Consider the following 25569-nt stretch of genomic DNA (forward strand, 5'->3'; position numbering starts at 1 on the left):
GCCGGCGCCAGCCGGGCGTGTTTCGCCCGGCCGGTCGTTCCGGTCGGGATCAGCTCTTCAGCAGCGGCGTGATCGCGGCGTCGAGTTCGTCCATCGAGAGCGCGCCGCTCTTCTTCTCGCCGTTGATGAAGAAGGTCGGCGTCGCGTCGACGCCGAATTCCTGCGCCGCGCGATTGCGCACCCAGTTCACTCCATCGAGCAGCTCCTGGTTTTTCAAGGCCGCCTCGAAGCTTTCCTGTGTGAAACCGACCTGGCGGGCGATTCCGAGCAGCGCCGTGACCGGATCGTCGGTGTAGGCCCACTGGCGCTGCGTCTCGAACAGCAGCGACACCATCTCGAAATAGCGGTCGCCGGGAGCGGCGCGCGCCAGCATGAAGCCGGCGGCGGCGAGCGGGTCGAGCGGGAACTCGCGCAGGATGAAGCGCGCCTGCCCGGTGTCGACGTACTTGGTCTTGAACGCCTCATAGGTATCGGCGTGGAAGCGGGCGCAGTGGCCGCAGGTCATCGAGGCGTACTCGATGACGGTCACCGGCGCGGTCTCCTCGCCGAGGCTCATCTCGCCGAGCGGGCCGGGCACCATCAGCTTCACGCCGTCCACGGTCTGGGCGAAGCTCGCCCTGACGAAGCCCGGCAGCATCAGGAGGCCGATGCCGACGGCAGTGCCGGCGAGGAGGTCTCTACGGGTCAGCATCTCGGTTTCCTCTTCCTTGCCCGCCGGTGCGGGGTCTGTTCGTGCGATCTCATGCGGTAATTATGGCCGGAGAACGCCCGCGCCAAAACCTATTTCGGCCACGACGCGGCGGCGCGTTCAGCTTTTCGTGAAAGCCGGGCCGGGATCAGCGGCGATCGCGCTGCGCGACGGCACGGCCGAGCCGCTCGACGGCCGCCCTGAGGCCGTCGTCGGCGATCGGCGCGCAGGTCGCCGTCACCCGCGCCGCATCGGCGGGCAGCAGCGGGCCGGGGCGCGGCCTTGCATGCTTCGCCGGCCGGCGTAGCGGCGTCTGCACCAGCTTGATGCGGCCGACGGCCTTCCAGCCGAAGAACATGTTGATCCGCTCCATCACCACCGGCAGCTCGTGCTGCAACCGCAGCGCCACCGACGGCGCGCAGCGCAACGTCAGTGTCGCCGGCTCGGAGGTCTCGCTCTCGACTCCCTTCGGCAGGCGCGGCCAGGCGAGCTTGTCGGGCTGGGTGGTGCCGGCGTAGACGCCGCCGATGATGTCGGGCCAGTGGGCGACGAGATCGACCGTGGTGAAGCCGCGCTTGCGGCAGGCGGGCGCCAGCGCCGCGCCGATGATGTCGGCGAGCGGACGCGCGCCGCGGCGGCGGGCGGCGGCGGATGGATCGCCCTGCGGCGGCTTCGAGGTGGTGGACATCGTCGTTCGGCCCGCTGCTGTCGCGGCCGACTGAGCGCGATGCGGCCCGGCTTGTCAACGCCGGGGCTGTACCCGCGTGTTTTCCGGGGGTTGCCTCGACGCCCGAACCGGACACATGTCGGCCGATGCCGCTAGATATTCCTCCCGGATTCCCCCTCGACCCGCCCCCCGGCCAACCCGAGCCCGAACCTCGGGCTTTCGCCGCCGATCTCCTCGCCTGGTACGACCGCCATGCCCGGGTGCTGCCGTGGCGCGTGGCGCCGGCGGACCGGGCCGCGGGCGTGCGGCCGGATCCCTACCGGGTCTGGCTGTCGGAGATCATGCTGCAGCAGACCACGGTCGCCGCGGTGAAGAGCTATTTCGAGGCCTTCACCTTGCGCTGGCCCCGGCTGGTCGATCTCGCCGCCGCGACGCGAGACGAGGTGATGAGCGCCTGGGCGGGGCTCGGCTACTATTCCCGCGCCCGCAACCTCAAGGCGTGCGCCGAGACGGTGGCGCAGGCGCACGGCGGCGTGTTTCCGGCCAGCGAGGCGGGCTTGCGCGCCCTGCCCGGCATCGGCCCCTACACCGCCGCGGCGATCGCCGCGATCGCCTTCGACGAGGTCGCCACCGTCGTCGACGGCAACGTAGAGCGCGTCGTCTCGCGGCTCTACCGCATCCTGACGCCGCTGCCGCTGGCGAAGGCCGAGATCCGCGTGCTCGCCGAGCGGCTGACGCCCGCCGCGCGGCCCGGCGACTATGCGCAGGCGATGATGGATCTCGGCGCGACGATCTGCACCCCGAAGCGGCCGGCCTGCAGCCTCTGCCCGGTCAACACCGTGTGCGCCGCCGCCGCCGTCGGCGACCCGGACGGGTTTCCGGTGAAGGCCCCGAAGGCCGTGCGGCCGATCCGGCACGGCCATGCCTTCGTTGCGGTGCGGGAGGACGGGGCGGTGCTCTTGCGCCGGCGCGCCGACAAGGGGCTGCTCGGCGGCATGGCCGAGGTGCCGGGGACGGACTGGACCACGGAGCGGCCCGCCGCGCCGCCACCGTTCGCCGCGGCCTGGCGGCGGCTGGCGGTGCCGGTGGAGCACACCTTCACCCACTTCCACCTCGTGCTGCACGTCTGGCACGCGGCGGTGGGCGGGGCGGCGCCGGCGCCCGACGGGCACTGGTGGTCGGAACCGGACAAGCTCGGCAGCGAGGCGCTGCCGAGCCTGATGCGCAAGGTGGTGGAGGCGGCGGTGCCCGGCGCGGGGCGCCGGCGGCCGTGAGGCCGCGGGCGTCGCCGGATCAGGCGGCCTTGGCCTGGGCGAGGAACGAGTCGATCTCGCTCTTCAGCCGCGCGAGCTGATCGTCGAGCTTCGACCGGGCCGCGGCGACGTCGGCCGCGGTGCGGCTCGAGGTCGCGACCGTGCCGCGCAGCAGGTCCATGCCGTGGGCGATGCTGTTGGTGTTCTCGGCCGTGCTCTGCACGGTGCGGGCGATGTCCGAGGTCGCGGCCGTCTGCTCTTCGACCGCGGCGGCGATCGAGGTGGCGATCTCGCTGACCTCGCCGATCACCGCCGAGATTTCCTTGATCTGCTCGACGTTGCCGTGCGTCGCCTGCTGCATCGCGCCGATGCGGTTGGCGATCTCGGTGGTCGCCTTGGCGGTCTGCCCGGCGAGCGCCTTCACTTCCGACGCGACCACGGCGAAGCCGCGGCCCGCCTCGCCGGCGCGCGCCGCCTCGATGGTGGCGTTGAGCGCCAGCAGATTGGTCTGGCCGGCGATGTCGTTGATGAGTTGCACGACGGCGCCGATCTCCTTGGCCCGTTCGGCGAGGCCGATCACCGCGTCGCTGACCTTTGCGGTGCTGGAGGCGGCGAGGCGGGCGATTTCGGCGGAGCGGATCGACTGGGTGCCGATCTCGGCGATCGAGGCGGCGAGCTCTTCCGTGGCGGCGGCGCCGGTCTGCACGTTGGTGGCCGTGGTCGCGGCGGCATCGGCGATCTTGTCGACCCGGGTCGTGGCGTCGGCGGTCGCCCCGGCGAGGTTGCGGGCGCTGCTGTCGAGGGCGAGGCTCGCGTCGGCGGAGATGCCGAGCGTCACCTGAACGGCTTCGGAGAACTGGGTGATCGCGCGGCCGAGCGATTCACCGCGGCGCTGGCGTTCTTCGAGCAGGCTGTCCTGATAGACGGAGATCGCGAAATCCATGTCGAGCATGATCGCGGTCTGAACGGCGGCGAGCTTTGCGGCGAGCAGCGATGGCCGCAGCTTGTTGCGCGACACGAGGACCAGCGTAATCCGCTTCATCACGTAGGCGTAGGCGCCGATGTACCAGCGCGGCTCGAGGCCGATGCGGTGATGCGTCAGGCCGATGGTACGGATGCTCTTGACGTAGTCTTCGTCGAAGCGACCGTCGAAAAGACGCTGCCAATGCTTCGACTGTGCGCCGATCAGGCGGCCCTGCTGCGTACCAACCATTGCAGCGAGCGCCGGCACCTTGGTCAAATGCTGGTAGAAGCCTTGCAGGATCGTCGGGAGATCGGTGGAAAGATCGGCCCAGGCGAGCGGGAGCAACCGCCTTACCTCGTCATTTACATCAAGAAACGAGAGACGGACGGCCAAGCCATCGTCGATCTGCATAGTTTAGCTCCGAGAACTTAATTTTGCGACGGTTCGCATTAACATCGAAGCTCTCGAAATCTAAAAAATTTGTTATCTTAATCACATATGCGGAATTAGACTTACGTTCTCCACTTCTGAAACAAATAAATTCAAAGTCTAACAATTTGCCGGGAAGTGATCGGACCGACTCCCCGGCGGAAATTCTCATGACGCAGCAGCGATCTCGCGCCGCACAATAGTACGCAACACATCGATTGCCTGCAATTCGCCGTCAACGTGTGCATGCCAGAAGGTCCAACCATTACAGGCGTCTAGGCCCTGCGCGATCGCGCCCATGCGGTGGATCGATGCGACGACCCCGTCCGACTCGAGCGTCGCATCCGCGCGCACGATCGCGCGGTGACGGCCCCGCGCGTCGGTCAACACCGTGCCCGGCGCCAGCAGGCCGGCCTCGAGCAGCGCCCCGAAGGGAATCCGCGGTTCCGCCCGCTTCGGACGCTGCAGCACCAGGCCTTCGGACGGCGCGGGCTCCACCGCGGCGACGCGCGCCCGGGCGGCCTCGGCATAGGCGGGATCGCGCTCGACGCCGACGAAATGCCGGCCGAGCCGGCGGGCGACGGCGGCGGTGGTGCCGGTGCCGGTGAACGGGTCGAGCACCACGTCGCCCGGGTTGGTCGAGGACAGCAGTACCCGGTAGAGCAGCGCCTCGGGCTTCTGGGTCGGGTGCAGCTTGTCGCCTTCGCCGTTCTTCAACCGCTCGCCGCCGGTGCAGATCGGCAGCAGCCAGTCGGAGCGCATCTGCAGATCGTCGTTGAAGGCTTTCATGGCTTCGTAGTTGAAGGTGTAATTGCGAACCTCGCGCGAGCGCGACGCCCAGATCATCGTCTCATGGGCGTTGGTGAAGCGCTTGCCGCGGAAGTTCGGCATCGGATTCGACTTGCGCCAGACGATGTCGTTCAGCGTCCAGTAGCCGAGGTCCTGCAGGATCGTGCCGACGCGGAAGATGTTGTGGTAGGAGCCGATCACCCAGATGGTGCCGTTCGGCTTCAGCACGCGGCGGCAGGCGAGCAGCCAGGCGCGGGTGAAGGCGTCGTAGGCCTCGAAGCTCGCGAACTTGTCCCAGTCGTCGTCGACGGCGTCGACCTTCGACTGGTCCGGGCGCATCAGCGCGCCTTCGAGCTGCAGGTTGTAGGGCGGATCGGCGAAGATCGCATCGACCGACGCCTTCGGCAGGCGCTCGAGCGCCGCGACGCAGTCGCCGGTGAAGATGGTGTCGAGCCAACCGGACCGGCTGTCCGCCGCGACCGAAGAAGGGTGCCCGGCCGCCGCGTCTGCGGCGGCCACGGCGGGAACGGACCCGGACGACATCGTCGCCCGTCGACGCACAACACTCATGGTCTCACCCTTACGCGATACTGGCGGCGGCCTTGTGGCCTCGGGGTGGATTCTGGGCTCGGCATGGTAAATCGCCGGTTAAGGTGCCGCGACTGATTTCGCAGTGTTGTCAATGATTTGTTTACCATGCCGCCCGCCGGGCGGATCGCGGAGCGGGCGCGGGCGTCGCATACGCGTTCGGCGGCTTGTGCTATTTCTTCGACGATCGGCAGCGCGCGGCGGCCGAATCAGCGACAGGAGCGCCGATGAGTGACGAGACCGGAGCGACGCCGCTCGGCGGCATGGTGCAGGCCCCCCCGGCGCCGATGGCCGGCGAAGTGGGACAGCCGCCGCACGTGCCCTTCGAGGACTTCACCGATCCGGTCGCGGCCGTCGACCGGCTGCAGGAGCTCTACCTGCGCAACACCGGCTTCCTGCGCAACGCCTTCGACCAGACGGTGGCGTCCGGCGGCGGCGAGGGGCGCTACCGCGCCTGCTATCCGATGGTGCGCCTGACCACGACCACCTTCACGCAGATCGACTCGCGCCTCTCCTACGGCCACGTTCCTGGCCCCGGCGTCTATGCGACGACGATCTCGCGGCCCGAGCTGTTTCGCGACTACCTGATCGACCAGTTCGGCCTCCTGATGCGTAATCACGGCGTCGCGGTCGAAGTCGGCGAATCCGACGTGCCGATCCCGCTGCACTTCGCCTTCTTCGAGGGCGCGCACGTCGACGGGTCGGCGGTCGAGGCGATGGCGCGGCCGCTGCGAGACATCTTCGACGTGCCGGATCTCGCGATCACCGACGATGCGATCGCCAACGGCACCGCCGAATACAAGCCCGGCGACGTGATGCCGCTCGCCCCCTTCACGGCGCCGCGCATCGACTATTCGCTGCACCGGCTGCAACACTACACGGCGACCGACCCGCGCCATTTCCAGAACTTCGTGCTGTTCACGAACTACCAGTTCTACGTCGACGAGTTCGCGATCCGGGCGCGCGAATTGATGGCGCGCGGCGACAGCGCCTATTCGGCCTTCGCCGAGCCCGGCAACGTGCTGACGCTGTCGGGCGAAAGCGCGCCGTCGAGCGGCACGCCGCTGGCCCGGCTGCCGCAGATGCCGGCCTACCACCTGATCCGGCCGGACAGCTCGGGCATCACCCTCGTCAACATCGGCGTCGGCCCGTCGAACGCCAAGACGATCACCGACCACATCGCCGTTCTGCGGCCGCACGCCTGGCTGATGCTCGGCCACTGCGCCGGCCTGCGCAACAGCCAGAAGCTCGGCGACTATGTGCTCGCGCACGGCTATGTGCGCGAGGACCACGTGCTCGACGCCGACCTGCCGCCCTGGGTGCCGATCCCACCGCTCGCCGAGGTGCAGGTGGCGCTGGAGGAGGCGGTCGAGGAGGTGACGGGGCTGGAGGGCTGGGAGCTGAAGCGGATCATGCGCACCGGCACGGTCGCCACCATCGACAACCGCAACTGGGAACTGCGCGACCACCGCGAGCCGGTGCAGCGTTTTTCGCAGTCGCGCGCGGTGGCGCTCGACATGGAATCGGCGACGATCGCGGCGAACGGTTTTCGTTTCCGCGTGCCCTACGGCACCCTGCTCTGCGTCTCGGACAAGCCGCTGCACGGCGAACTCAAGCTGCCGGGCATGGCGAGCACCTTCTACCGGACCCAGGTCAACCAGCACCTCGAGATCGGCATCCGCGCCATGGAGGCGCTGCGCGCGATGCCGCCCGAACGGCTGCATTCGCGCAAGCTGCGCAGCTTCATGGAGACGGCGTTCCAGTAGCGATCCGGCGGCGGCGCGGCGCAGGCCGCGCCGCGCAGGCCGGCCCTGCGGTGCGCCCGGGGTGCTTCCTGGCGCCGGCTCTGCTACATCTCAGCCCGCTGCCGAGCCGGTAAGGGCCGGGCGCGGCCTTGACCCGACCGAAAGTTTCTCATGCTGACCATTTTCGATTGCGACGGCGTTCTGGTGGATTCCGAGTTGCTGGCCGCGGAAGTCAACGCCGAATTCTTCAAGGACGTCGGCTACGACCTGACGCCGGCCGAGCTGATCATCCGCTTCGCCGGGCTCACCGGCGACGAGATCGCCGCCACCATCGAGCGCGAGATCGGCCGCCTGCTGCCCGAGGACATGAAGCCGAAGATCGACGCCGAGATCGATCGCCGCCTCGCCACCGTCAAGGCGATCGCCGGCATCCACGAACTGCTCGACGTGCTCGAGGGGCCGCGCTGCATCTGCTCGAACTCATCCTCGGCCCGCCTCGCGATCTCGCTCGGCGCGACCGGGCTCTACGACCGCTTCAAGCCTTATGTCTTCTCCGCCCGCGACGTGCGTCAGGGCCGCGGCAAGCCGGCGCCGGACGTGTTCCTGCACGCCGCCGAGGTGTTCGGGGTCGACCCGCGCGATGCGGTGGTGATCGAGGATTCAACGCACGGCGTGATCGCTGCGGTCGCCGCCGGCATGCGCGTGATCGGCTTCACCGGCGGCGCCCACACCTGGAGCGGCCACGCCGACGCGCTCACCGAAGCGGGCGCGGAGACGGTCGTGAAACGCCTCACCGACGTCGCGCCGACGATCGACGCGGTGCGGAGCTGGGGCGGCGTGCAGGGGTAAGTCCGTGCCGTGGGGCTTCCCCCCTCCCTGTCCCTCCCCCGCTTCGCGGGAGAGGGGACGATGGGCGACAGGGCCTTCACAACACGAAGCCTTCGCCGAACCGACGCATCAGTGAGGCGAGCGCCCTCACCTCCTGCGTCCCCTCTCCTGCGAAGCGGGGGAGGGACAGGGAGGGGGCCGCCCCACGGCGAGACGCCCCCTCCCCCCAAAAAAACCTCAGAGCTTCTCGAGCACCGCGGCCGCACCCGAGACCGTTGCCTTGCCCGGCGCTTCCTCGATATCCAGCGAGGTGACGACGCCGTCGTCGACGATCATCGCGTAGCGCTTGGAGCGGAGGCCGAGGCCGCCGCCGGAGAGGTCGATATCGAGGCCGGTCGCCTTGGCGAAGTCGGCCGAGCCGTCGGCGAGGAAGGTGATCTTGCCGTCGGCGCCGGTGGCGGCGGCCCAGGCCTTCATGACGAAGACGTCGTTGACCGCGACGCAGGCGATGGTGTCGACGCCCTTCGCCTTGAACGCGTCGGCGTTCTCGAGGAAGCCCGGCAGGTGGTTCATGTGGCAGGTCGGCGTGAAGGCGCCGGGCACGGCGAACAGCACCACCTTCTTGCCGGCGAAGACGTCGGCCGTCGTCACTTCGGCCGGGCCGTCGGCCGTCGAGATCTTGAACTTCGCATCGGGCAGCGTGTCGCCAACGGCAATCGTCATCAAACTCTCCTTGGGGGGCATCCGGTCGCCGCAATGCGCGGTGCGGCCGGATGGAAAAAGACCTGTCCTTGATAGGCCAAGGCAGCGGCCGGCGACAAGCGCGCGCCGCACGGATCCGGGCGGGATCGAAGATCAGGGAACGCGGCGCTCGGCCTCGGTGGCGCGGCCGTCCTGCACCGCGACCAAGGTGATCGCCCCGCCGGCCGGGTCGGTACCCTTCGGCAGGCCGCGCAGGGCCAGCAGGAAGCGGCCGGGGGCCGACGGATCCGGCTGCGGCAGCGGCAGCGCCCAGCCCTCCGGCCCGACGGCGAAGAGGTCGACCGGACCACCGCCCGGCGCCGGGGTGGTTTCGATCGCGAGCACGGGCGGTCCCTCGCCCGGCGCGAGGCGGCTGACGCCGAGGATTGCCGGATGAACGCCCGGCGCCTCGGCCCGCGGCACCGCCGCCCGGGCGGCCGCGACCGCGGCGCGGCCGGCCTCGTCGCCGCGCGCCCCCGGCAACAGCAGCTTGTCGAGCCGCGCGTGACCGGGCACGCAAATCATGTCGCAGAAGCCGAAGAAGAGGTCGATGGAGAGCGACACCGGCACGGCCGGATCGACCGGCACCACGGTGATCGGCAGCACCACGCCGCCCGGATAGACGATGGAACTGGCGTAGCCGTCGTAATGGCGGCTCGGTGCCGGCCAGGCGATGACGAGCTTTTCGAGATTGCGGCTGCCTTCGGTCGAGATCACCGGCGGCAGGCCGGCCTCGCCGGGATAGCGCCAGTAGGTGTGCCAGTCGGGCGGCAGGCCGATCGCGAGGCCGACCTCGTAGCCGGCATCATTGGTGCCTGCGACGAGCAGCCGGACCTCGGGCGTCGGCACCACGGGGCCGGCCGCGGCGACGGCCATGCCGAAGAGCAGGGCGAAGAGAGACCCGCAGAGCGACCGCGCCGAAACCGAAAGTGCCTGCACCGGATGTTCCTGCCTGACGGGGACCGCCCCTCTTACGACAGCGGCGCGGGCCACGACGAGAGAAAACCGCGCGCGGCCGCGACACGAGCCCGTGAAGCCGAGCGGCGGAGGCCGCGGCGCCACAATTCAATTGAAGTGCGTCGATTCCCTTGCGGCGCGAACAGGGGTATCGTCGTCTCTCCGCAACCCTCGCGCCGAGACGGGGAACGGATGAGAGCCCGCCAGCCTCTCGCAATGGACCCTGAACCGTATGCCGCTCAGCCCCACGTATCTCGACGGGCAGTTCCTGATCGCGATGCCAACGATCGAAGACGGCAGCTTCGCCCGCGCCGTCGTTTACCTCTGTGCCCATTCCGCCGACGGCGCGATGGGCCTGATCATCAACAAGCCGGCGCCCGAGATCTCGCTGAAGGACCTCCTGGTCCAGCTCGACGTCGTGCCCGATGGCGACGAGATCCGCCTTCCGAGGTCGGCACAGGCGATGATGGTGCTGCAGGGCGGGCCGGTCGAGACCGGTCGCGGCTTCGTGCTGCACAGCTCCGACTACCACCTGGAGAACTCGACCTTGCCGATCAACGAGGACATCTCGCTGACCGCGACGCTGGAGGTGCTGAAGGCGATCGCCGAGGGCCGCGGGCCCGAGCATGCGCTGCTCGCACTCGGCTATGCCGGCTGGGCGCCGGGGCAGCTCGAGGCCGAGATCCAGACCAACGGCTGGCTCACCGCCGACGCCCCGATGGAGGTGATCTTCGAGGTCGCCCCGGACCTGCGCTACGCCCGGGCGCTCGCCGTGCTCGGGCTGGAGCCCGGCCATCTGTCGCACAGTTTCGGGCGCGCCTGAGCGCGCCGCCGGAACAATCCCGCCCGATTCCCGCTTGAACGGGCGCGCCGGGCCGCGGCGGCGGCAGCCTTGCGACCACCGGCCATCACCGATAGGTTCGCGCGACCCGCGGTGCACCTTGCGTCGGCCGTGGTGAGCGGGCGAAGCGGCAGAAGGGTTCGAGCTTCCGTGCGATATGTCAGTACGCGGGGCCGTGCGCCGGCCCTCTCCTTTTCGGACGTCGTCGTCACCGGCCTCGCCCGCGACGGCGGCCTCTATGTGCCGGAAACCTATCCCCAGCTTTCGGCCGCGACGATCGCCGGCTTTGCCGGACGCTCCTACGCGGACGTCGCCGAGGCGGTGATCGCGCCGTTCGTCGGCGACGACATCCCGCCCGCCGCGCTGCGCCGGATGATCGACGGCGCCTATGCGAGCTTCGTGCATCCGGCGGTGACGCCGCTGGTGCAGCTCGGCCCCGGCCACTTCCTGCTCGAACTGTTCCACGGACCAACGATCGCCTTCAAGGACGTGGCGATGCAGTTGCTCGCCCGGCTGATGGACCATGTCCTCGCCGAGCGCGGCCAGCGCGCCACCATCGTCGCCGCGACCTCCGGCGACACCGGCGGCGCGGCGATCGAAGCGTTCCGCGGCCGCGACAACACCGACATCTTCGTGCTTTTCCCGCACGGCCGCGTCTCCGACGTGCAGCGCCGGCAGATGACCACGGTCGCCGACGCCAACGTGCACGCGCTCGCCGTTGAAGGCACCTTCGATGACTGCCAGGCGCTGGTGAAGGCGATGTTCAACGACCTGCCCTTCCGCGACCGGGTCGGCCTGTCGGGTGTCAACTCGATCAACTGGGGCCGTATCGTCGCGCAGGTGGTCTACTATTTCGTCGCCGCCGTGGCGCTCGGCGCGCCGCACCGGCCGGTCAGCTTCACGGTGCCGACCGGCAACTTCGGCGACATCTTCGCCGGCTGGGTCGCGAAATCGATGGGCCTGCCGATCGAGCGCCTCGTCGTTGCGACCAACGTCAACGACATCATCGTCCGCACGCTGGAGACCGGTCGCTACGAGACGCGCGGCGTGATGCCGACGATCTCGCCGTCGATGGACATCCAGGTGTCCTCCAATTTCGAGCGGTTGCTGTTCGAGGCGGGCGGGCGCGACGCCGAGGGCGTCACCGCGCTGATGAACGGCCTCGGCCAGTCGGGCGCCTTCACCGTGCCGGCCGCGACCATCGCCGCGATCCGCGACGGCTTTGCCGCCGGCCGCACCGACGAAGCCGCGACCGCCGCCACGATCGGCCGGGTGCTGGCCGACGCCGGCTACCTGCTCGACCCGCACACGGCCACCGCCGTCGCCGTCGCCGAGCACGAGATCGCCGCGCCGGTGCCGATGGTGACGCTGGCGACCGCGCATCCGGCGAAGTTCCCCGATGCCGTCGAAGCCGCGTCCGGCATCCGTCCCGGCCTGCCGGAGCGGCTCGGCGATCTGCTCGCGCGGGCCGAGCGCCAGAGCGTGCTTGCCAACGATCTCGCGGCAGTCGAGAATTTCATCGGGACGCGCGCCCGGGCCGCGACCCAGGAGGTCTGACAAGAATGGTTGTCGAGACAACGACACTGCCGAATGGAATCACCGTCGTCTCGCACGCCATGCCGCATCTCGCCTCGTCCGCGCTCGGCGTGTGGGTGGCGGCGGGCTCGCGCACCGAGCTGCCGACGGAGAGCGGCATCTCGCATCTGCTCGAGCACATGGCGTTCAAGGGCACCAGCCGGCGCACCGCGGCCGGCATCGCCGAGGAGATCGAGAACGTCGGCGGCGAGGTGAACGCCGCGACCTCGATCGAGAGCACCAGCTACTACGCCCGCGTGCTCGCAGGCGACGTGCCGCTGGCGCTCGATATCCTCGCCGACATCCTGCAGGATTCGACCTTCGACCCGGACGAACTCGGCCGCGAGAAGCACGTCATCACGCAAGAGATCGGCGCGACCCAGGATACGCCCGAGGATCTCGTCTTCGACTGCTTCCAGGAAGCCGCCTTCCCCGGCCAGCCGATCGGCCGGCCGATCCTCGGCTCGGTCGACACGGTGTCCGGTTTCGATCCGGCGGCGCTGCGCGGCTATCTCGCGCGGCAATACGTCGGCCCGCGCACCGTCGTCGCCGCGGCCGGCAAGGTCGACCACGACGAACTCGTCGCGCTCAGCCGCGAGAAGTTCGCGGCCTATCCGGACGCGCTGCCGCCGAAGGACGCGCCCGCCGTCTACGTCGGCGGCGAGCACCGCGAGGAGCGTGACCTGATGGAGGCGCAGCTCGTGCTCGGCTTCCGCGGTTCGTCCTACCACGGCGGCGACTTCACCACGGCGCAGATCGCCGCTTCGGTGCTCGGCGGGGGCATGTCCTCGCGCCTCTTCCAGGAAATCCGCGAGAAGCGCGGCCTCTGCTACTCGGTGTATTCGTTCCACTGGAGCTTCGAGGACGACGGCCTGTTCGGCATCCACGCCGCCACCGGCGAGGAAGATGCCGCGACGCTGACCAGCGCGATCATCGACGAGTTGCAGCGCGCCGCCGACGGCATCACCGAGGTCGAGGTCGCCCGCGCCCGGGCGCAGCTGCGCGCCGGCCTGTTGATGACGTTGGAAAGCCCCGCCGGCCGCGCCGCCCAGATCGCCCGCCACGTGATGTTCCACGGCCGGCCGTTGCCGCTCGACGAGGTCGTGCAGCGGATCAACGCCGTGACGGCCGAATCGGTGCGCGATTACATCGGCCACACGATCACCACCGCGGCGCCGACGCTGTCGGCGATCGGCCCGATCGGCCGGCTGCAGGGGCTCGACGAGATCGCCGGCCGGCTCGGCGCGCCGCTGCCGCCCTCGGCCGTCGCGGCGGCGCCGAAGCGGCGGGTGCGCGGCGCAAGGCGCGCCCAATGACCCTGCTGCGCGTCGTCACCGGCGACGCCGGCCCGGTGCTGCGCACCCAGCGGACCTTTCTCCGGGCGCCGATCATGTCGGACCATGCCGCCTGGGCCGAACTGCGCGCGGCGAGCCGCGATTTCCTGAAGCCCTGGGAGCCGACCTGGGCCGAGGACGACCTGACCCGCGCCGCCTTCCGCCGCCGGATCAAGCGCTACCAGCGCGAGACCCGCGAGGACACCGGCTATCCCTTCTTCCTGTTCCGCGCCACCGACGGGCGCATCATCGGCGGCGCGACGCTCTCCAATGTCCGCCGCGGCGTGTCGCAGTGCTGCTCGCTCGGCTACTGGATGGGCGCCGAGCACTCCGGGCGCGGCTACATGACCGAGGCGGTGCGGGCGCTGATTCCGTTCGTCTTCGACGAACTCCGGCTGCACCGGCTGGAAGCGGCGAGCATGCCGCACAACGCCCGCTCCATCGCCCTCCTCGAAAGCGCCGGATTCGTCCGCGAAGGCATGGCGCGACGCTACCTGCTGATCGACGGCCGCTGGCAGGATCACATCCTGTTCGGCATGGTGGCGGACGACGCGGGACGGCCGCGGTGACGGCGACGCCGACAGCGACGGCCACAGGGATGGGCAGGGACCGCGGGCCGGCCCTGCAGCCGCGAGGCGGCCGGCGCATGCATGCCGCATGGAATGAACCTGGAAGAGACATGGCAGACGGGGACATCAGGGACGGCGGGACACGAGGCCGGCGATCGGCGCCTGCGGCGCTGCTCGGGCTGGTGCTGGCGCTGTTCGTCGCCCTGGTCTCGGCGATCGCCGCGGCGGTGCCCGCCGCCGCGATGGAGCCGATCGCGGTGCCGACGGACATCGACGCGCTCGAACTGACCCGCGCCGTCGAGTTCTACCGCGAGGGCAGCGACCGCATCCAGGTCTCGACCGCCCCCGGCCCCGACGGCATCGTCCGCCGGATCGAGGTGCGTGCCCGCGGCGCCGAGACGGCACCGACCTGGGCCGTGTTCGCCCTCGCCAACAACACCGACGAACAGCTCGACCGCCTCGTCGTCGCGCCGCATTTCCGGCTGTCCGGTTCCGGCCTGATCTGGCCGGACCTCGGCGCCTCGCGCATCGCGGCGATCACGCCGAGCCAGGGCTTTGCGCCGGAGCGGCAGACCAGCCCCGACGCCGACGTGTTCCTGATCACGCTCGACCCGGGCACCGTCGTCACCTTCGTCGCCGAACTCAGGACCGAGCAGCTGCCGCAGATCACGCTGTGGACGCCGAACGCCTACAAGGACAACGTCAACTCCTACACGCTCTACCGCGGCATCGTGCTCGGGATCTCCGGCCTTTTGGCGCTGTTCCTGACCATCCTGTTCGTGGTCAAGGGCTCGATGATGTTCCCGGCCACGGCCGCGCTCGCCTGGACGGTGCTCGCCTATCTCTGCATCGATTTCGGCTTCTGGAACAAGGTGTTCAACGTCCAGCTCGGCAACGATCAGATCTACCGGGCGGGCAGCGAGGTGATGATCGCGGTGACGCTGGTCATCTTCCTCTACGCCTATCTCAACCTTAACCGATGGCATTTTCGCTATAGCCAGGTGGTGCTGATCACGCTCACCGTACTCGGTGCGCTGCTCGCGGTGGCGTTCTACGACCCCTCGATCGCGTCGGGTATCGCCCGCATGGCGCTCGCCGTGCTCGGCGTGCTCGGGCTGCTGCTGATCGTCGGCCTCGCCTTCCACGGCTACGACCGCGCCATCATGCTGATCCCGACCTGGCTGATCTTCATCGCCTGGCTGGTCGGCACCGGGCTCACCGTTTCGGGCGAACTCGCCAACGACATCGTGCAGCCGGCGCTGTCGGGCGGCCTCGTGCTGCTCGTCCTGCTGCTCGGCTTCACCGTGATGCAGCACGCCTTCGCCGGCGGGCCGATCGCCGACGGCCTGATCAACGACGCCGAGCGCCGGGCGCTGGCACTGACCGGCGCCGGCGACGTGATCTGGGACTGGGACGTCGCGCGCGACCGCATCTACACCAGCGCCGAGGCGGAGGTGTCGCTCGGGCTGAAGCGCGGCACGCTGGAAGGCCCGGCGCGCGACTGGCTCGAGATCCTGCACCCGCAGGACCGCGACCGCTTCCGCGCGACGCTCGACGCCGTCGTCGAGCAGCGCCGCGGCCGCATCGGCCAGAGCTTCCGGCTCCGGGCGCAGGACGGGCACTACCTCTGGTTCCGCCTGCGCGCGCGGCCGATCCTCGGCGGCGACGGCGAGGTGATCCGCTGCGTCGGCACGCTGCTCGACATCACCGACGCCAAGACCGCGCAGGAGCGGCTGCTGCACGATGCCGTGCACGACAATCTGACCGGCCTGCCCAACCGCGAGCTGTTCCTCGACCGGCTCGGCGCCGCGATGACGCGGGCGCAGCTCGACGGCTCGCCGCGCGCCGCGGTGTTCCTGATCGACATCGACCGCTTCCGCCAGGTCAACGAGAGCCTCGGCCTCGCCGTCGGCGATTCGATCCTGCTCACGGTGGCGCGCCGGCTCGGCCGGCTGCTGCAGCCGATCGACAGCCTCGCGCGCATCGACGGCGACCATTTCGGCATCATCCTGCTCTCCGAGCAGACGCCCGACCGCGTCGCGGCGTTCGCCGACGCCGTGCGCCGCGCGATCCGCGCCGCGATCGCCTTCCACGAGCAGGAGGTGTTCCTGACCTCCTCGATCGGCATCGCGATGCACGACCGCGAGTCGCGCGATCCGCTCGAATTCCTGAAGGACGCCGAGATCGCCACCGCCTACGCCAAGCGCCTCGGCGGCGACCGCATCGAGACGTTCCGGCCGTCGCTGCGCTCGGGCGCCAACGACGCCTTCACGCTGGAAAGCGACCTCCGCCGCGCGCTGGAGCGCGAGGAGATGCAGGTGTTCTACCAGCCGATCGTGCGCATCGAGACGCGCGAGATCGCCGGTTTCGAGGCACTGCTGCGCTGGGATCACCCGAAGCGCGGCCGCATCTCGCCGCTCGACTTCATCCCCGCCGCCGAGCGGTCCGGCTTGATCGTGCAACTCGGCCTGTTCGCGCTCGACCGCGCCGCGCGCCAGCTCGGCCAGTGGCAGCAGAGCCTGCCGGGCGGCGAGGCGCTGTTCATGAGCGTCAACGTCTCCAGCCGGCAGCTGCTGCGCCACGACCTGCTCAACGACGTCAAGGGCGTGCTGTCGCGCACCTCGCTCGCCAAGGGCTCGCTGAAGCTGGAACTCACCGAATCGCTGGTGATGGAGAACCCGGAGTTCGCCGCCCAGATGCTGGCGCGGCTGCGCGAACTCGGCGCCGGCATTTCGCTCGACGACTTCGGCACCGGATACTCGTCGCTGTCCTACCTGCAGCGGCTGCCGATCGACACGCTGAAGATCGACCAGAGCTTCCTGAAAGGCGGCGGGCGCAACCGCATGACGATCCTGCGCGCCATCGTCGCCCTCGCCCACGACCTCGGCCTCGAGATCGTCGCGGAAGGCGCCGAGAGCGAGGACGACGCGACCGAACTCACCAACCTCGGCTGCGACTACGTCCAGGGCTACTTCTTCGGCGCGCCGATGAGCGCCGACGACGTCCGCAAGCAGTTCGAGAAGAAGCCGGCGAAGGCGCGGGCCTGAGGGCGGGAACGCGGTTCGCGGCACGGTCGGCGCATTTACGCGCCTGCCCCGCCGTGCTACCCGCAGACCCGACCCTTGATGACTGCCGCACCGGGATTGCTGGATGCATGTGCTTCTGATCGGCTCCGGCGGGCGTGAACATGCGCTCGCCTGGAAGCTCCGCGCCTCGCCGCTGCTGACCCGCCTCACCGTCGCCCCCGGCAACGCCGGCATCGCGGCGATCGCCGACACCGCGGCCTTGCGCGTCGAGGACCACGGCGCGGTGATCGAGTTCTGCCGGCGCGAGGGCGTCGACTTCGTGGTGGTCGGCCCCGAGGCGCCGCTGGTCGCCGGGCTGGTCGACGACCTCGCCGCCGCCGGGATCAAGGCGTTCGGCCCGTCGAAGGAAGCCGCCCGGCTGGAGGGCTCGAAAGCCTTCACCAAGGCGCTGTGCGACGAGGCGGGGGTTCCCACCGCCGCCTACGGCCGCTTTTCCGACGCCGCCGGCGCCGCCGACTATATCCGCGCCCGCGGCGCACCGATCGTGGTCAAGGCCGACGGCCTCGCCGCCGGCAAGGGCGTCGTGGTGGCGACCAGCGTCGACGAGGCGCTGCTCGCCGTCGAGGCGTGCTTCTCCGGCGCGTTCGGGGCCGCGGGCGCCGAGGTGGTAATCGAGGAGATGCTGGTCGGCGAGGAGGTCAGCTTCTTTGCGCTCGCCGACGGCGAGACCGTGCTCGCCTTCGGCTCTGCGCAGGACCACAAGCGCGCCTTCGACGGCGACGCCGGCCCGAACACCGGCGGCATGGGCGCCTATTCGCCCGCCCCGATCATGACCGAGGCGATGGACGCCCGCGTCATGGCCGAGATCATCACCCCGTCGATCGCCTGCCTCGCCCGCCGCGGCACGCCGTTTTCCGGCATCCTGTTCGCCGGGCTGATGATCACCGAGGCCGGGCCGAAGCTGATCGAATACAACGTCCGCTTCGGCGACCCGGAAACGCAGGTGATCCTGCCGCGGCTCGAAGGGGATCTTTTGGCGCTGATGCTGGCGGCCGCCGAGGGCCGGCTCGCCGGCGAGACGGCGACCTTCTCGGACGACGCCGCCCTCACCGTGGTGATGGCGACGCGCGGCTATCCCGGCAGCTACGGCAAGGGCAGCGAGATCGGCGGCCTCGTCGCGGCCGCCGCGGTACCCGATACGATGGTCTTCCACGCCGGCACGGTGGCCGACGGCGCGCGGGTGCTGGCGAGCGGCGGCCGGGTGCTCGCCGTCACCGGGCTCGGGCGCACCGTCGCCGCCGCGCAGGAACGGGCCTATGCCGCCGTCGACGCCATCGACTGGCCCGATGGCTTCTGCCGCCGCGACATCGGCTGGCGCGCGCTCGGCTGAGCCTCGGGCGCCGCGCGTCATGGGTCCCGCGCCTTGAACGGCGGGCCCGGCAGGCTTAGCTGCCAGCGAGAGGGCACGCCGCGTGCCCGAGAGGACGAACGGAAATTCCCATGTCCACTCCGCGCATCGGCCTTGCGCTCGGCGGCGGCGGCGCCCGCGGGCTCGCCCATATCCACGTGCTGGAAGCGCTCGACGAGCTCGGCCTGCCGCCGGTGGCGATCACTGGCTGCTCGATCGGCGCAATCATCGGTGCCGCCTATGCCGCCGGGCTCGGCGGACGCGGCGTGCGCGAGGTGGTGACGGCGACCTTCCGCAATTCCGGCGAGGTCTGGGGCCGGCTGTGGCAGCTGCGCCCGAAGCGCATCGCCGACCTGCTCGGCACCGGCCTCACCCAGTTCGACGCGCTGCACACGGTCGAGATCTTCCTGCCGCCGGAGATCCCCGAGACCTTCGAGGCGCTGTCGATCCCGTTCTCGGTGGTCGCGGCCGACTTCTACGGCTGCCGCGAGGTCGAGATCGCCAGTGGCCCGCTGCGGGCGGGGATCGCCGCGTCGATCGCGATCCCGGTGCTGTTCCGCCCCGTGGAGATCGACGGCACGGTCTACATCGACGGCGGCGTGGTCAATCCGCTCCCCTTCGACCGGCTGCCCGCCGACGTCGACCTCGTGATCGCCGTCGACGTCGTCGGCGAGCCGCTGCGCAATGCAGCGCGCGCCTATCCCTCGGCGAGCGAGGCGGTGTTCGGCGCGAGCCAGATCCTGATGCAGTCGCTGATGACCGAGAAGCTGAAGAGCCGGCAGCCGGACGTGCTGGTGCGCCCGCCGATCGACGCCTTCCGGGTGCTCGACTTCATGAAGGCCGCGGCGATCCTGAAATCGACCGCCGCGGTGAAGGACGAGGTGAAGCGCAAGGTCGAGGCGGCGCTGGAGGCGCGCGTCGCCGGTGACGCCGCGGCCGAACTCGTCAGCGCCGGGCGCGAAAGAACTCCCTGAGCAGCGCCGCGCCGTCGCGCTCGCCGAGGCCGGCGTAGACCTCCGGCGCGTGATGGCAGACCGGGCTCGCAAAGAGCCGCGGGCCGTGGTCGACGGCGCCGCCCTTCTCGTCCGGCGCGCCGTAGTAGAGCCGGCGGAGGCGGGCGAACGAGATCGCCCCGGCGCACATCGGGCACGGCTCCAGCGTGACGTAAAGGTCGGCGCCCGGCAGGCGCTCGGAGCCGGTGGCGGCGCAGGCCGCACGGATCACGAGGATCTCGGCGTGGGCGGTCGGATCGCAGAGTTCGAGGGTGCGGTTGCCGGCGCTGGCGAGCACGATCCCGTCGCGGACGAGCACCGCGCCGACCGGCACCTCGCCGCGCGCGGCGGCGGCCCGCGCCTCGGCGAGGGCGAGGTCCATGAAGCCGGAAACGGTCGTTGCCCCCGTCATCGGCGCCTTTCCCCCAAAATCCCGTGCTGCAGGGCCGAAATCCCGCTGGTTCGACGCCGATGCTTTGTTCCGCCGCGCCCGCGGGTCTGATATCACGCGTCGCATGACGAAATCCAAGACACCCTCCCGCGGCGGGGCCAAGTCCGGCGCCCGCCGCCCCGACCAGACGACCTCCGAGGCCGGCGACGCCGAGCCCGGCGCCGAGGCCGTTGCCGAAGACCCTGCCGCGCCCGAGCGCATCGCCAAGGCGATGGCGCGCGCCGGCCTCTGCTCGCGCCGCGACGCCGAAGCCTGGATCGCCGAGGGCCGCGTCTCGGTCAACGGCCGCGTGCTGGAGACGCCGGCCGCCGTGGTCGGCCCCGGCGACACGGTGCTGGTCGACGGCGAGCCGCTGCCGCTGAAGGAGCGCACCCGGCTCTGGCTCTACCACAAGCCGCGCGGCCTCGTGACCACCAACCGCGATCCCGAAGGCCGCACGACGGTGTTCGAGCGGTTGCCGCCGGACCTGCCGCGCGTGATGTCGGTCGGCCGGCTCGACATCAACACCGAGGGGCTGCTGCTCCTCACCAACGACGGCGGCCTCGCCCGCGTGCTGGAGCTGCCGTCGACCGGCTGGCTGCGGCGCTACCGCGTGCGCTGCTTCGGCACCGTCGAGCAGGGGCAGCTCGATGCGCTGAAGGACGGCCTCGCCATCGACGGCGTGCTCTACGGCGCGATCGAGGCGGTGCTGGAGCGCCAGCAGGGCGACAACGTCTGGCTGTCGATCGGCCTGCGCGAGGGCAAGAACCGCGAGGTGAAGAACATCCTCGGCCATCTCGGGCTGACGGTGAACCGGCTGATCCGCGTCTCGTTCGGACCGTTCCAGCTCAACGAACTCGCCGACGGTGCCGTCGTCGAGGTGCCGCGCCGGGCGTTGAAGGAGCAGCTCGGCGCCCGGCTCGCCGCCGCCGCCGGCGCCGATCTCGACGCGCCGGAACTCGCGCCGCGTCCGCGTGAACGCGGCTTCGACGACGCCGGTGCCGGCCGCGGCGCCCCGCGCGGCGGCGACAGCCGCCCGGCACGCCGGCCGGATGCGCGCGCCAACGCCAAGCGCCACGCCGCCGACCTCGACCACGGCGGGCGCAGCGAGCGCCCGGCCGCCGGCGGCCGCACCGGCAGCCGCGACGACCGCGGCGCCCGGTCCGCCAGTGACGACGGCCCGAAGACGGGCGCGCTGCGCCGCATCGGCACCAAGAAGTTCAACCAGCGCGACGAGCGCGGCCGCAGCGACCGCCCGGGTGAGCGCCCGGCGACCGGGGGCGCCCGCCCGGCGGGCCGCGACGACCGCCCGCGCCGCGACGACCAGGCGGGCGGCGGGTTCGCCCGGCCGCGCCGGGAAGAGGCGGCCGGCAGCGGCTACGCCCGGCCGCGCCGTGAGGAGACGGCCGGCGGTGGTGTTGACCGGCCCCGCCGGGACGACCAGGCCGGCGCAGGCTTCGGCCGGCCGCGCCGCGACGACCAGGCGGGTGCCGGCGCCGCGCGTCCGCGCCGCGACGATCGGGCCGGTTCCGACCGGCCGGCGCCGCGCGGCGAGGAGCGGCCGCGGCCCGAGCGGGGACGCGAGGGACGCAGCTTCGAGCGTCCCGCCGGCGCCCCGGCGCGCAGCGAGGGCCGGCCCGAGCGGAGCGGCGCTGCCGCCGCCCGGCCGCCGCGCCGCGCCGACGAGCGGGTCCGCGATGATCGTGGACGGGACGAACGCGGCCGCGAGGCCCGGCCGTCCGAAGGCCGCGGCAGGCCCGAGCGGGACGCCGCGCCGCGCGACCGCGCCCCGACCCGGGGTCGCAGCGCCGCCGCAGGCCCGGCGGATGCCGGCCGTGCGCCGCGGGCCCGGTCTGAGGGCGGCGAGGGCCGCGGCGAGCGGCGCTCGTCCGGCGACGCCACGATGCGGACGGCCAAGGGCAAGTCACGGCCGCCCGCCAAGACGGCTGGCGCCAGGCCGGCGGATGGCAAGGCCGCCGGCGGCGCCGCGAGCAAGCCGGCGGCGGGCGAGCCGGGACGCGGCTCCGCCAAGGCGAAGATCGTCAACCCGGGCGCTCCGACCCGGGCCGGCGCGCGGGCGGCCAAGGGGCCGGCCGTGACGGTCGAGCCGCGGCGCAAGCCGCCGGCGAAGACGCCGGGCGACGGGGCGCCGGGCGGCGGAAAGGGACGCAAGGGCGATGCGGATCGTCGGCGGTAAGTCGCGCGGCCATACGCTCGCGGCTCCGTCGTCGCAGGCGATCCGCCCGACCAGCGACCGGCTTCGCGAGAGCCTGTTCAACATCCTCGAGCACGGCCACGGCGACCCCGTGCCCGGCGCCCGGGTGCTCGACCTCTTCGCCGGCACCGGCGCGCTCGGCTTCGAGGCGATGAGCCGTGGCGCCGCGACCTGCCTCTTCGTCGACGACGGCGTCGAGGCGCGCGGCCTGATCCGCCGCAACCAGGAAAGCCTCGGGCTGATCGCGGCGACGCGCCTCTATCGCCGCGACGCGCGCCGCATGGGGCCGCTCGGCACCGCCGGCCCGCCCTACGGCCTCGCCTTCCTCGATCCCCCCTACGGCCATGGCCACGCCGACGCGGCGCTGGACAGCCTCGTTGCCGGCGGCTGGCTCGCCCCCGACGCGCTCGTCGTGGTCGAGGAGAGCGCGCGGGCGGCGGTCGCGCTGCCCGCCGGGATCGTCACGCTCGACCGGCGGGTAGTCGGCGACACCCAGGTGCTGATCTGCCGGTTTGCGGCCGGATCGCCGCCGTAGCAGACCAGCCGTGACGGGCATGCCGCGACGCACCCACAACCACGCGATGTACGTTGTTTGCCGTATAATCCGGGGCGCGCGGAAACGATTTATTTCGGAAGCTGACTTATAGTTGTTCTCCGGAGGCGGACGGATGAACGTGCTGCTTGTCGATGCATCGCGAGTGACGCTCAAGATCGTGGGTGCGATGGTCACCGAACGCGGGGATCGTTGCGTCGCCTACGACGACGGCGCCAAGGCGCTCGCGCACATGCAGGAGCACAAGGACGTCGACGTCCTGATCACCGGGCTGGAACTGCCCGGCCTCGGCGGGCTCGACCTCTGCTGGGCGGCGCGCACGCTGCGCCTCGACGACCAGTGCCTCCACATCATCGTGATGTCGTCCGCCGGCAGCGGCAGCAAGCTGGTCGAGGCGCTGGATTCGGGCGCCGACGATTTCATGCGCAAGCCGGTGGAAACCGCGGAACTGCAGGCACGGCTGCGCAACGCCGAGCGCTCGATCCGCGACCGGCGCGAGATCGTTCGTCTCGCGGCGACCGATCCGCTCACCGGCTGCCTCAACCGCCGCGCCTTCCTCACCGAGGTCGACCGCAGCGTGCGCGACAGTCCGCAGGCGGCTCCCGGCGTCTTCGTGATGATGGACCTCGACCGCTTCAAGAAGATCAACGACACCTACGGTCACGATGCCGGCGACGCGGCGATCCTGATGGTCTGCGACGTGGTGCGCCGGCACGGCCAGGGCGCGTTCGGCCGGCTCGGCGGCGAGGAGTTCGGCTGGGTGCTGCCGGGGCAGACGATCGACGACGGGCTCGAGATCGTCGACCGGCTCCGCTGCGCCATCGCCGGCGAGCCGCTGCTGCACGACGGCCACCGCATCCCGGTCACGGCGAGTTTCGGGGTCACCGCGCTCGACCACGACACCTCCGTCGACGCGACGCTGAAGCAGGCCGACCTCGCGCTGTACCGGGCCAAGCAGAACGGCCGCAACCGCGCCGAGCTGCACCGCCCCGCGGCCGTGCTGAGTGCCCTCGCCGCGACCTGACCTCGCGCCGTCCGGCGGATCGGTCAGCGCCGGCCGAACAGGCGCTCGATGTCGGCGAGCTTCAGTTCCACGAAGGTCGGCCGGCCGTGGTTGCACTGGCCCGACGCCGGCGTCGCCTCCATGTCGCGCAGCAGCGCGTCCATCTCCTCGACGCGCAGGCGGCGACCGGCGCGCACCGAGCCGTGGCAGGCCATCGTCGCCGCGACGTGGTCGAGGCGTTCGGCGAGCGTCGTCGCCCGGTCCCATTCGGCGATGTGGTCGGCGAGATCGCGCACCAGCGTCGCGGCATCGACCTTGCCGAGCAGCGCGGGCGTCTCGCGCACCGCGACCGCGCCGGGGCCGAAGCTCTCGATGACGAGGCCGAGCCGCTCGAACTCGTCCGCACGCTCGAGCAGGCGCGCCGCGTCCTCCTCGGGCAGGTCGACGATCTCCGGAATCAGCAGCAGCTGCGACGCCGGGCGGCCGGCGAGCTGCGCCTTCAGCCGCTCGTAGACGAGGCGCTCGTGCGCGGCGTGCTGGTCGACGATGACGAGGCCGTCGGTGGTCTGCGCCACGATGTAGGTGGCGTGGATCTGCGCGCGCGGGGCGCCGAGCGGCCGGGCGAGGCGGTCCTCCGACGGTTCCGCGAGATGCGGCCGGGCGTCGGCCGAGGGGGCGGCGAAATCCGCGAACCGGGACTGGTCGCGGCCGAGGTCGGCCGGGATGCCCACTGCACCGGCCCCCGCCGGGCCGCCGGCGTCGGCGGCGAGCGGCCGCTCGGGGGCGCTGCGCCAGTCGTAGACGCCCGCGGGATAGGCCGCGCGCATCGCGATGCCGCTGCCCGCGGAAGCACTGCGAGCGCGGTCCATCGACTGGGCGAGGGCGGCGAGCGTCGCGCTGCCGTGGGTCGACGAGGTGCGGTGGCCGGCCGCGAGATGAGCGGCGCGCAGCGCGCCGACGACGAGGCCGCGCACGAGACCCGGGTCGCGGAAGCGCACCTCGGCCTTGGTCGGGTGCACGTTGACGTCGACCTCGTGCGGATCGAGGCTGAGGAACAGCGCCACGGCGGGGTAGCGGTCGCCGGCCATCACGTCGGCATAGCCGGCCCGCACCGCGCCGAGCAGCGCCTTGTCGCGCACCGGCCGGCCGTTGACGAACAGGAACTGCGACAGCGAGTTCGCCTTGTGAAAGGTGCCGAGCCCGGCGAGCCCCTCGAGCCGGACGCCTTCGCGCTCAGCGGCGATCGGGATCGCGTTGGCCGCAAAGTCGCGGCCGAGGATCTGGCCGATGCGCGCGTCGCGGGCGCCCTCCCCCGACACGGCGGGCAGTTCGAGCGTGGAGCGGTCGGCGCCGGCGAGGGTGAAGCGGATCGCCGGGGCGGCGAGCGCGAGGCGCTTCACCATGTCGGTGACGGCGGCCGCCTCGGCCCGCTCGCTCTTCAGGAACTTGAGCCGCGCCGGCGTCGCGAAGAAAAGGTTGCGCACCTCGATCCGGGTGCCGGCCGAGACGCCGACCGGGCGCGGCTCGTCCTTCGCGCCGCCGATCACGGCGAGGCCCCAGCCGTGCGGCTCATCGGCATGGCGCGTCTCGATCACGAGTTCGGCGACCGAGCCGATCGAGGGCAGCGCCTCGCCGCGAAAGCCGAGGTGGCGGATGTCGAGCAGGTCGTCCTCGATGAGCTTCGAGGTGCAGTGGCGCTCGACGCTGAGGGCGAGGTCGGCGCGGACCATGCCGCTGCCGTCGTCGGTGACGCGGACCAGCGTCTTGCCGCCGCCGGCGGTGACGATCTCGATGCGCGAGGCGCCGGCGTCGATGGCGTTCTCGACCAGTTCCTTGACGACGCTCGCCGGCCGTTCCACCACTTCGCCGGCGGCGATGCGGTTGATGGTGACGGGGCTGAGCTGGCGGACGAGCATGGCAATCTGATTTCGGCGCGGGACGGCAACGGAGCGCAAGCGGGCACCTTGCCGGATT

21 protein-coding genes are annotated in these 25569 nt (G+C 71.3%); 13 read left to right on the top strand and 8 right to left on the bottom strand.

The window, feature by feature from the left end; translation table 11 throughout:
• Nucleotides 1-49: 49 nt before the first annotated feature.
• Nucleotides 50-691: a DsbA family protein gene (locus I5731_RS10040; RefSeq protein WP_197311253.1), complete on the bottom strand. Its 642-nt coding sequence runs from the start codon at nucleotides 689-691 to the stop codon at nucleotides 50-52.
• Nucleotides 692-836: 145 nt separating this feature from the next.
• Nucleotides 837-1376, bottom strand: coding sequence for a DUF721 domain-containing protein (locus tag I5731_RS10045; protein ID WP_197311254.1), 540 nt, complete (start codon nucleotides 1374-1376; stop codon nucleotides 837-839).
• Nucleotides 1377-1501: 125 nt separating this feature from the next.
• Here I5731_RS10045 and mutY point away from each other — a divergent pair, with 125 nt between their 5' ends.
• On the top strand, nucleotides 1502-2629 hold the full coding sequence (mutY, locus tag I5731_RS10050) for an A/G-specific adenine glycosylase (RefSeq protein WP_197311255.1): 1128 nt from the start codon (nucleotides 1502-1504) through the stop codon (nucleotides 2627-2629).
• A gap of 19 nt (nucleotides 2630-2648) precedes the next feature.
• Here mutY and I5731_RS10055 read toward each other — a convergent pair whose 3' ends face one another.
• Nucleotides 2649-3983: a globin-coupled sensor protein gene (locus tag I5731_RS10055; RefSeq protein WP_197311256.1), complete on the bottom strand. Its 1335-nt coding sequence runs from the start codon at nucleotides 3981-3983 to the stop codon at nucleotides 2649-2651.
• A 186-nt stretch (nucleotides 3984-4169) separates the two neighbouring features.
• Nucleotides 4170-5309 carry a site-specific DNA-methyltransferase gene (locus I5731_RS10060; protein ID WP_328838566.1) on the bottom strand — a complete coding sequence of 380 codons (1140 nt, stop codon included), beginning with the start codon at nucleotides 5307-5309 and terminating at the stop codon, nucleotides 4170-4172.
• Nucleotides 5310-5641: 332 nt separating this feature from the next.
• Between I5731_RS10060 and I5731_RS10065 the strand changes: the two genes are divergently transcribed.
• A complete protein-coding gene (locus tag I5731_RS10065; protein WP_197311703.1) occupies nucleotides 5642-7144 on the top strand; it encodes an AMP nucleosidase in 1503 nt (500 codons plus the stop codon).
• Nucleotides 7145-7294: 150 nt separating this feature from the next.
• A complete protein-coding gene (locus tag I5731_RS10070) occupies nucleotides 7295-7972 on the top strand; it encodes an HAD family hydrolase (protein ID WP_197311258.1) in 678 nt (225 codons plus the stop codon).
• Between the two features lie 216 nt (nucleotides 7973-8188).
• On the opposite strand, the gene I5731_RS10075 is transcribed toward I5731_RS10070, so the two are convergent.
• Both I5731_RS10075 and I5731_RS10080 read right to left on the bottom strand, forming a co-directional pair.
• The gene (locus I5731_RS10075; protein ID WP_197311259.1) at nucleotides 8189-8674 is read right to left on the bottom strand and encodes a peroxiredoxin; all 486 of its coding nucleotides are present in this window, start codon (nucleotides 8672-8674) and stop codon (nucleotides 8189-8191) included.
• 132 nt (nucleotides 8675-8806) lie between these two features.
• On the bottom strand, nucleotides 8807-9631 hold the full coding sequence (locus I5731_RS10080) for a protein-disulfide reductase DsbD domain-containing protein (protein WP_197311260.1): 825 nt from the start codon (nucleotides 9629-9631) through the stop codon (nucleotides 8807-8809).
• Between the two features lie 250 nt (nucleotides 9632-9881).
• On the opposite strand from I5731_RS10080, the gene I5731_RS10085 reads away from it, so the two are divergent.
• The 7 genes from I5731_RS10085 (at nucleotide 9882) to I5731_RS10115 (ending at nucleotide 19376) form a co-directional block, all read left to right on the top strand.
• Entirely contained in the window at nucleotides 9882-10472 is a 591-nt protein-coding gene (locus I5731_RS10085) for a YqgE/AlgH family protein (RefSeq protein WP_197311261.1), read from the top strand.
• 168 nt (nucleotides 10473-10640) lie between these two features.
• Entirely contained in the window at nucleotides 10641-12047 is a 1407-nt protein-coding gene (gene thrC, locus I5731_RS10090) for a threonine synthase (RefSeq protein WP_197311262.1), read from the top strand.
• A gap of 5 nt (nucleotides 12048-12052) precedes the next feature.
• The gene (locus tag I5731_RS10095) at nucleotides 12053-13381 is read left to right on the top strand and encodes a M16 family metallopeptidase (RefSeq protein WP_197311263.1); all 1329 of its coding nucleotides are present in this window, start codon (nucleotides 12053-12055) and stop codon (nucleotides 13379-13381) included.
• Nucleotides 13378-13968, top strand: a complete 591-nt coding sequence (locus tag I5731_RS10100) for a GNAT family N-acetyltransferase (protein ID WP_197311264.1) — start codon at nucleotides 13378-13380, stop codon at nucleotides 13966-13968. Before I5731_RS10095 ends, I5731_RS10100 begins: the two co-directional genes overlap by 4 nt.
• 242 nt (nucleotides 13969-14210) lie before the next feature.
• Nucleotides 14211-17015, top strand: a complete 2805-nt coding sequence (locus I5731_RS10105) for an EAL domain-containing protein (protein WP_235981741.1) — start codon at nucleotides 14211-14213, stop codon at nucleotides 17013-17015.
• Between the two features lie 103 nt (nucleotides 17016-17118).
• The gene (gene purD, locus I5731_RS10110) at nucleotides 17119-18384 is read left to right on the top strand and encodes a phosphoribosylamine--glycine ligase (protein WP_197311266.1); all 1266 of its coding nucleotides are present in this window, start codon (nucleotides 17119-17121) and stop codon (nucleotides 18382-18384) included.
• 110 nt (nucleotides 18385-18494) lie between these two features.
• Nucleotides 18495-19376, top strand: a complete 882-nt coding sequence (locus tag I5731_RS10115; RefSeq protein ID WP_197311267.1) for a patatin-like phospholipase family protein — start codon at nucleotides 18495-18497, stop codon at nucleotides 19374-19376.
• Here I5731_RS10115 and I5731_RS10120 read toward each other — a convergent pair.
• Nucleotides 19348-19806, bottom strand: a complete 459-nt coding sequence (locus I5731_RS10120) for a nucleoside deaminase (RefSeq protein WP_197311268.1) — start codon at nucleotides 19804-19806, stop codon at nucleotides 19348-19350. The genes I5731_RS10115 and I5731_RS10120 overlap by 29 nt on opposite strands.
• 103 nt (nucleotides 19807-19909) lie before the next feature.
• Between I5731_RS10120 and I5731_RS10125 the strand changes: the two genes are divergently transcribed.
• The 3 genes from I5731_RS10125 (at nucleotide 19910) to I5731_RS10135 (ending at nucleotide 23616) form a co-directional block, all read left to right on the top strand.
• The gene (locus tag I5731_RS10125; RefSeq protein ID WP_197311269.1) at nucleotides 19910-22021 is read left to right on the top strand and encodes a pseudouridine synthase; all 2112 of its coding nucleotides are present in this window, start codon (nucleotides 19910-19912) and stop codon (nucleotides 22019-22021) included.
• A complete protein-coding gene (rsmD, locus tag I5731_RS10130) occupies nucleotides 22002-22574 on the top strand; it encodes a 16S rRNA (guanine(966)-N(2))-methyltransferase RsmD (protein WP_197311270.1) in 573 nt (190 codons plus the stop codon). Before I5731_RS10125 ends, rsmD begins: the two co-directional genes overlap by 20 nt.
• Nucleotides 22575-22707: 133 nt before the next feature.
• Entirely contained in the window at nucleotides 22708-23616 is a 909-nt protein-coding gene (locus I5731_RS10135; protein WP_197311271.1) for a GGDEF domain-containing protein, read from the top strand.
• A gap of 23 nt (nucleotides 23617-23639) precedes the next feature.
• On the opposite strand, the gene mutL is transcribed toward I5731_RS10135, so the two are convergent.
• The gene (mutL, locus tag I5731_RS10140; RefSeq protein WP_197311272.1) at nucleotides 23640-25511 is read right to left on the bottom strand and encodes a DNA mismatch repair endonuclease MutL; all 1872 of its coding nucleotides are present in this window, start codon (nucleotides 25509-25511) and stop codon (nucleotides 23640-23642) included.
• Between the last annotated feature and the right edge of the window lie 58 nt (nucleotides 25512-25569).

The organism is Methylobrevis albus, from assembly GCF_015904235.1.
In the GTDB taxonomy this organism is placed as follows: domain Bacteria; phylum Pseudomonadota; class Alphaproteobacteria; order Rhizobiales; family Pleomorphomonadaceae; genus Methylobrevis_A; species Methylobrevis_A albus.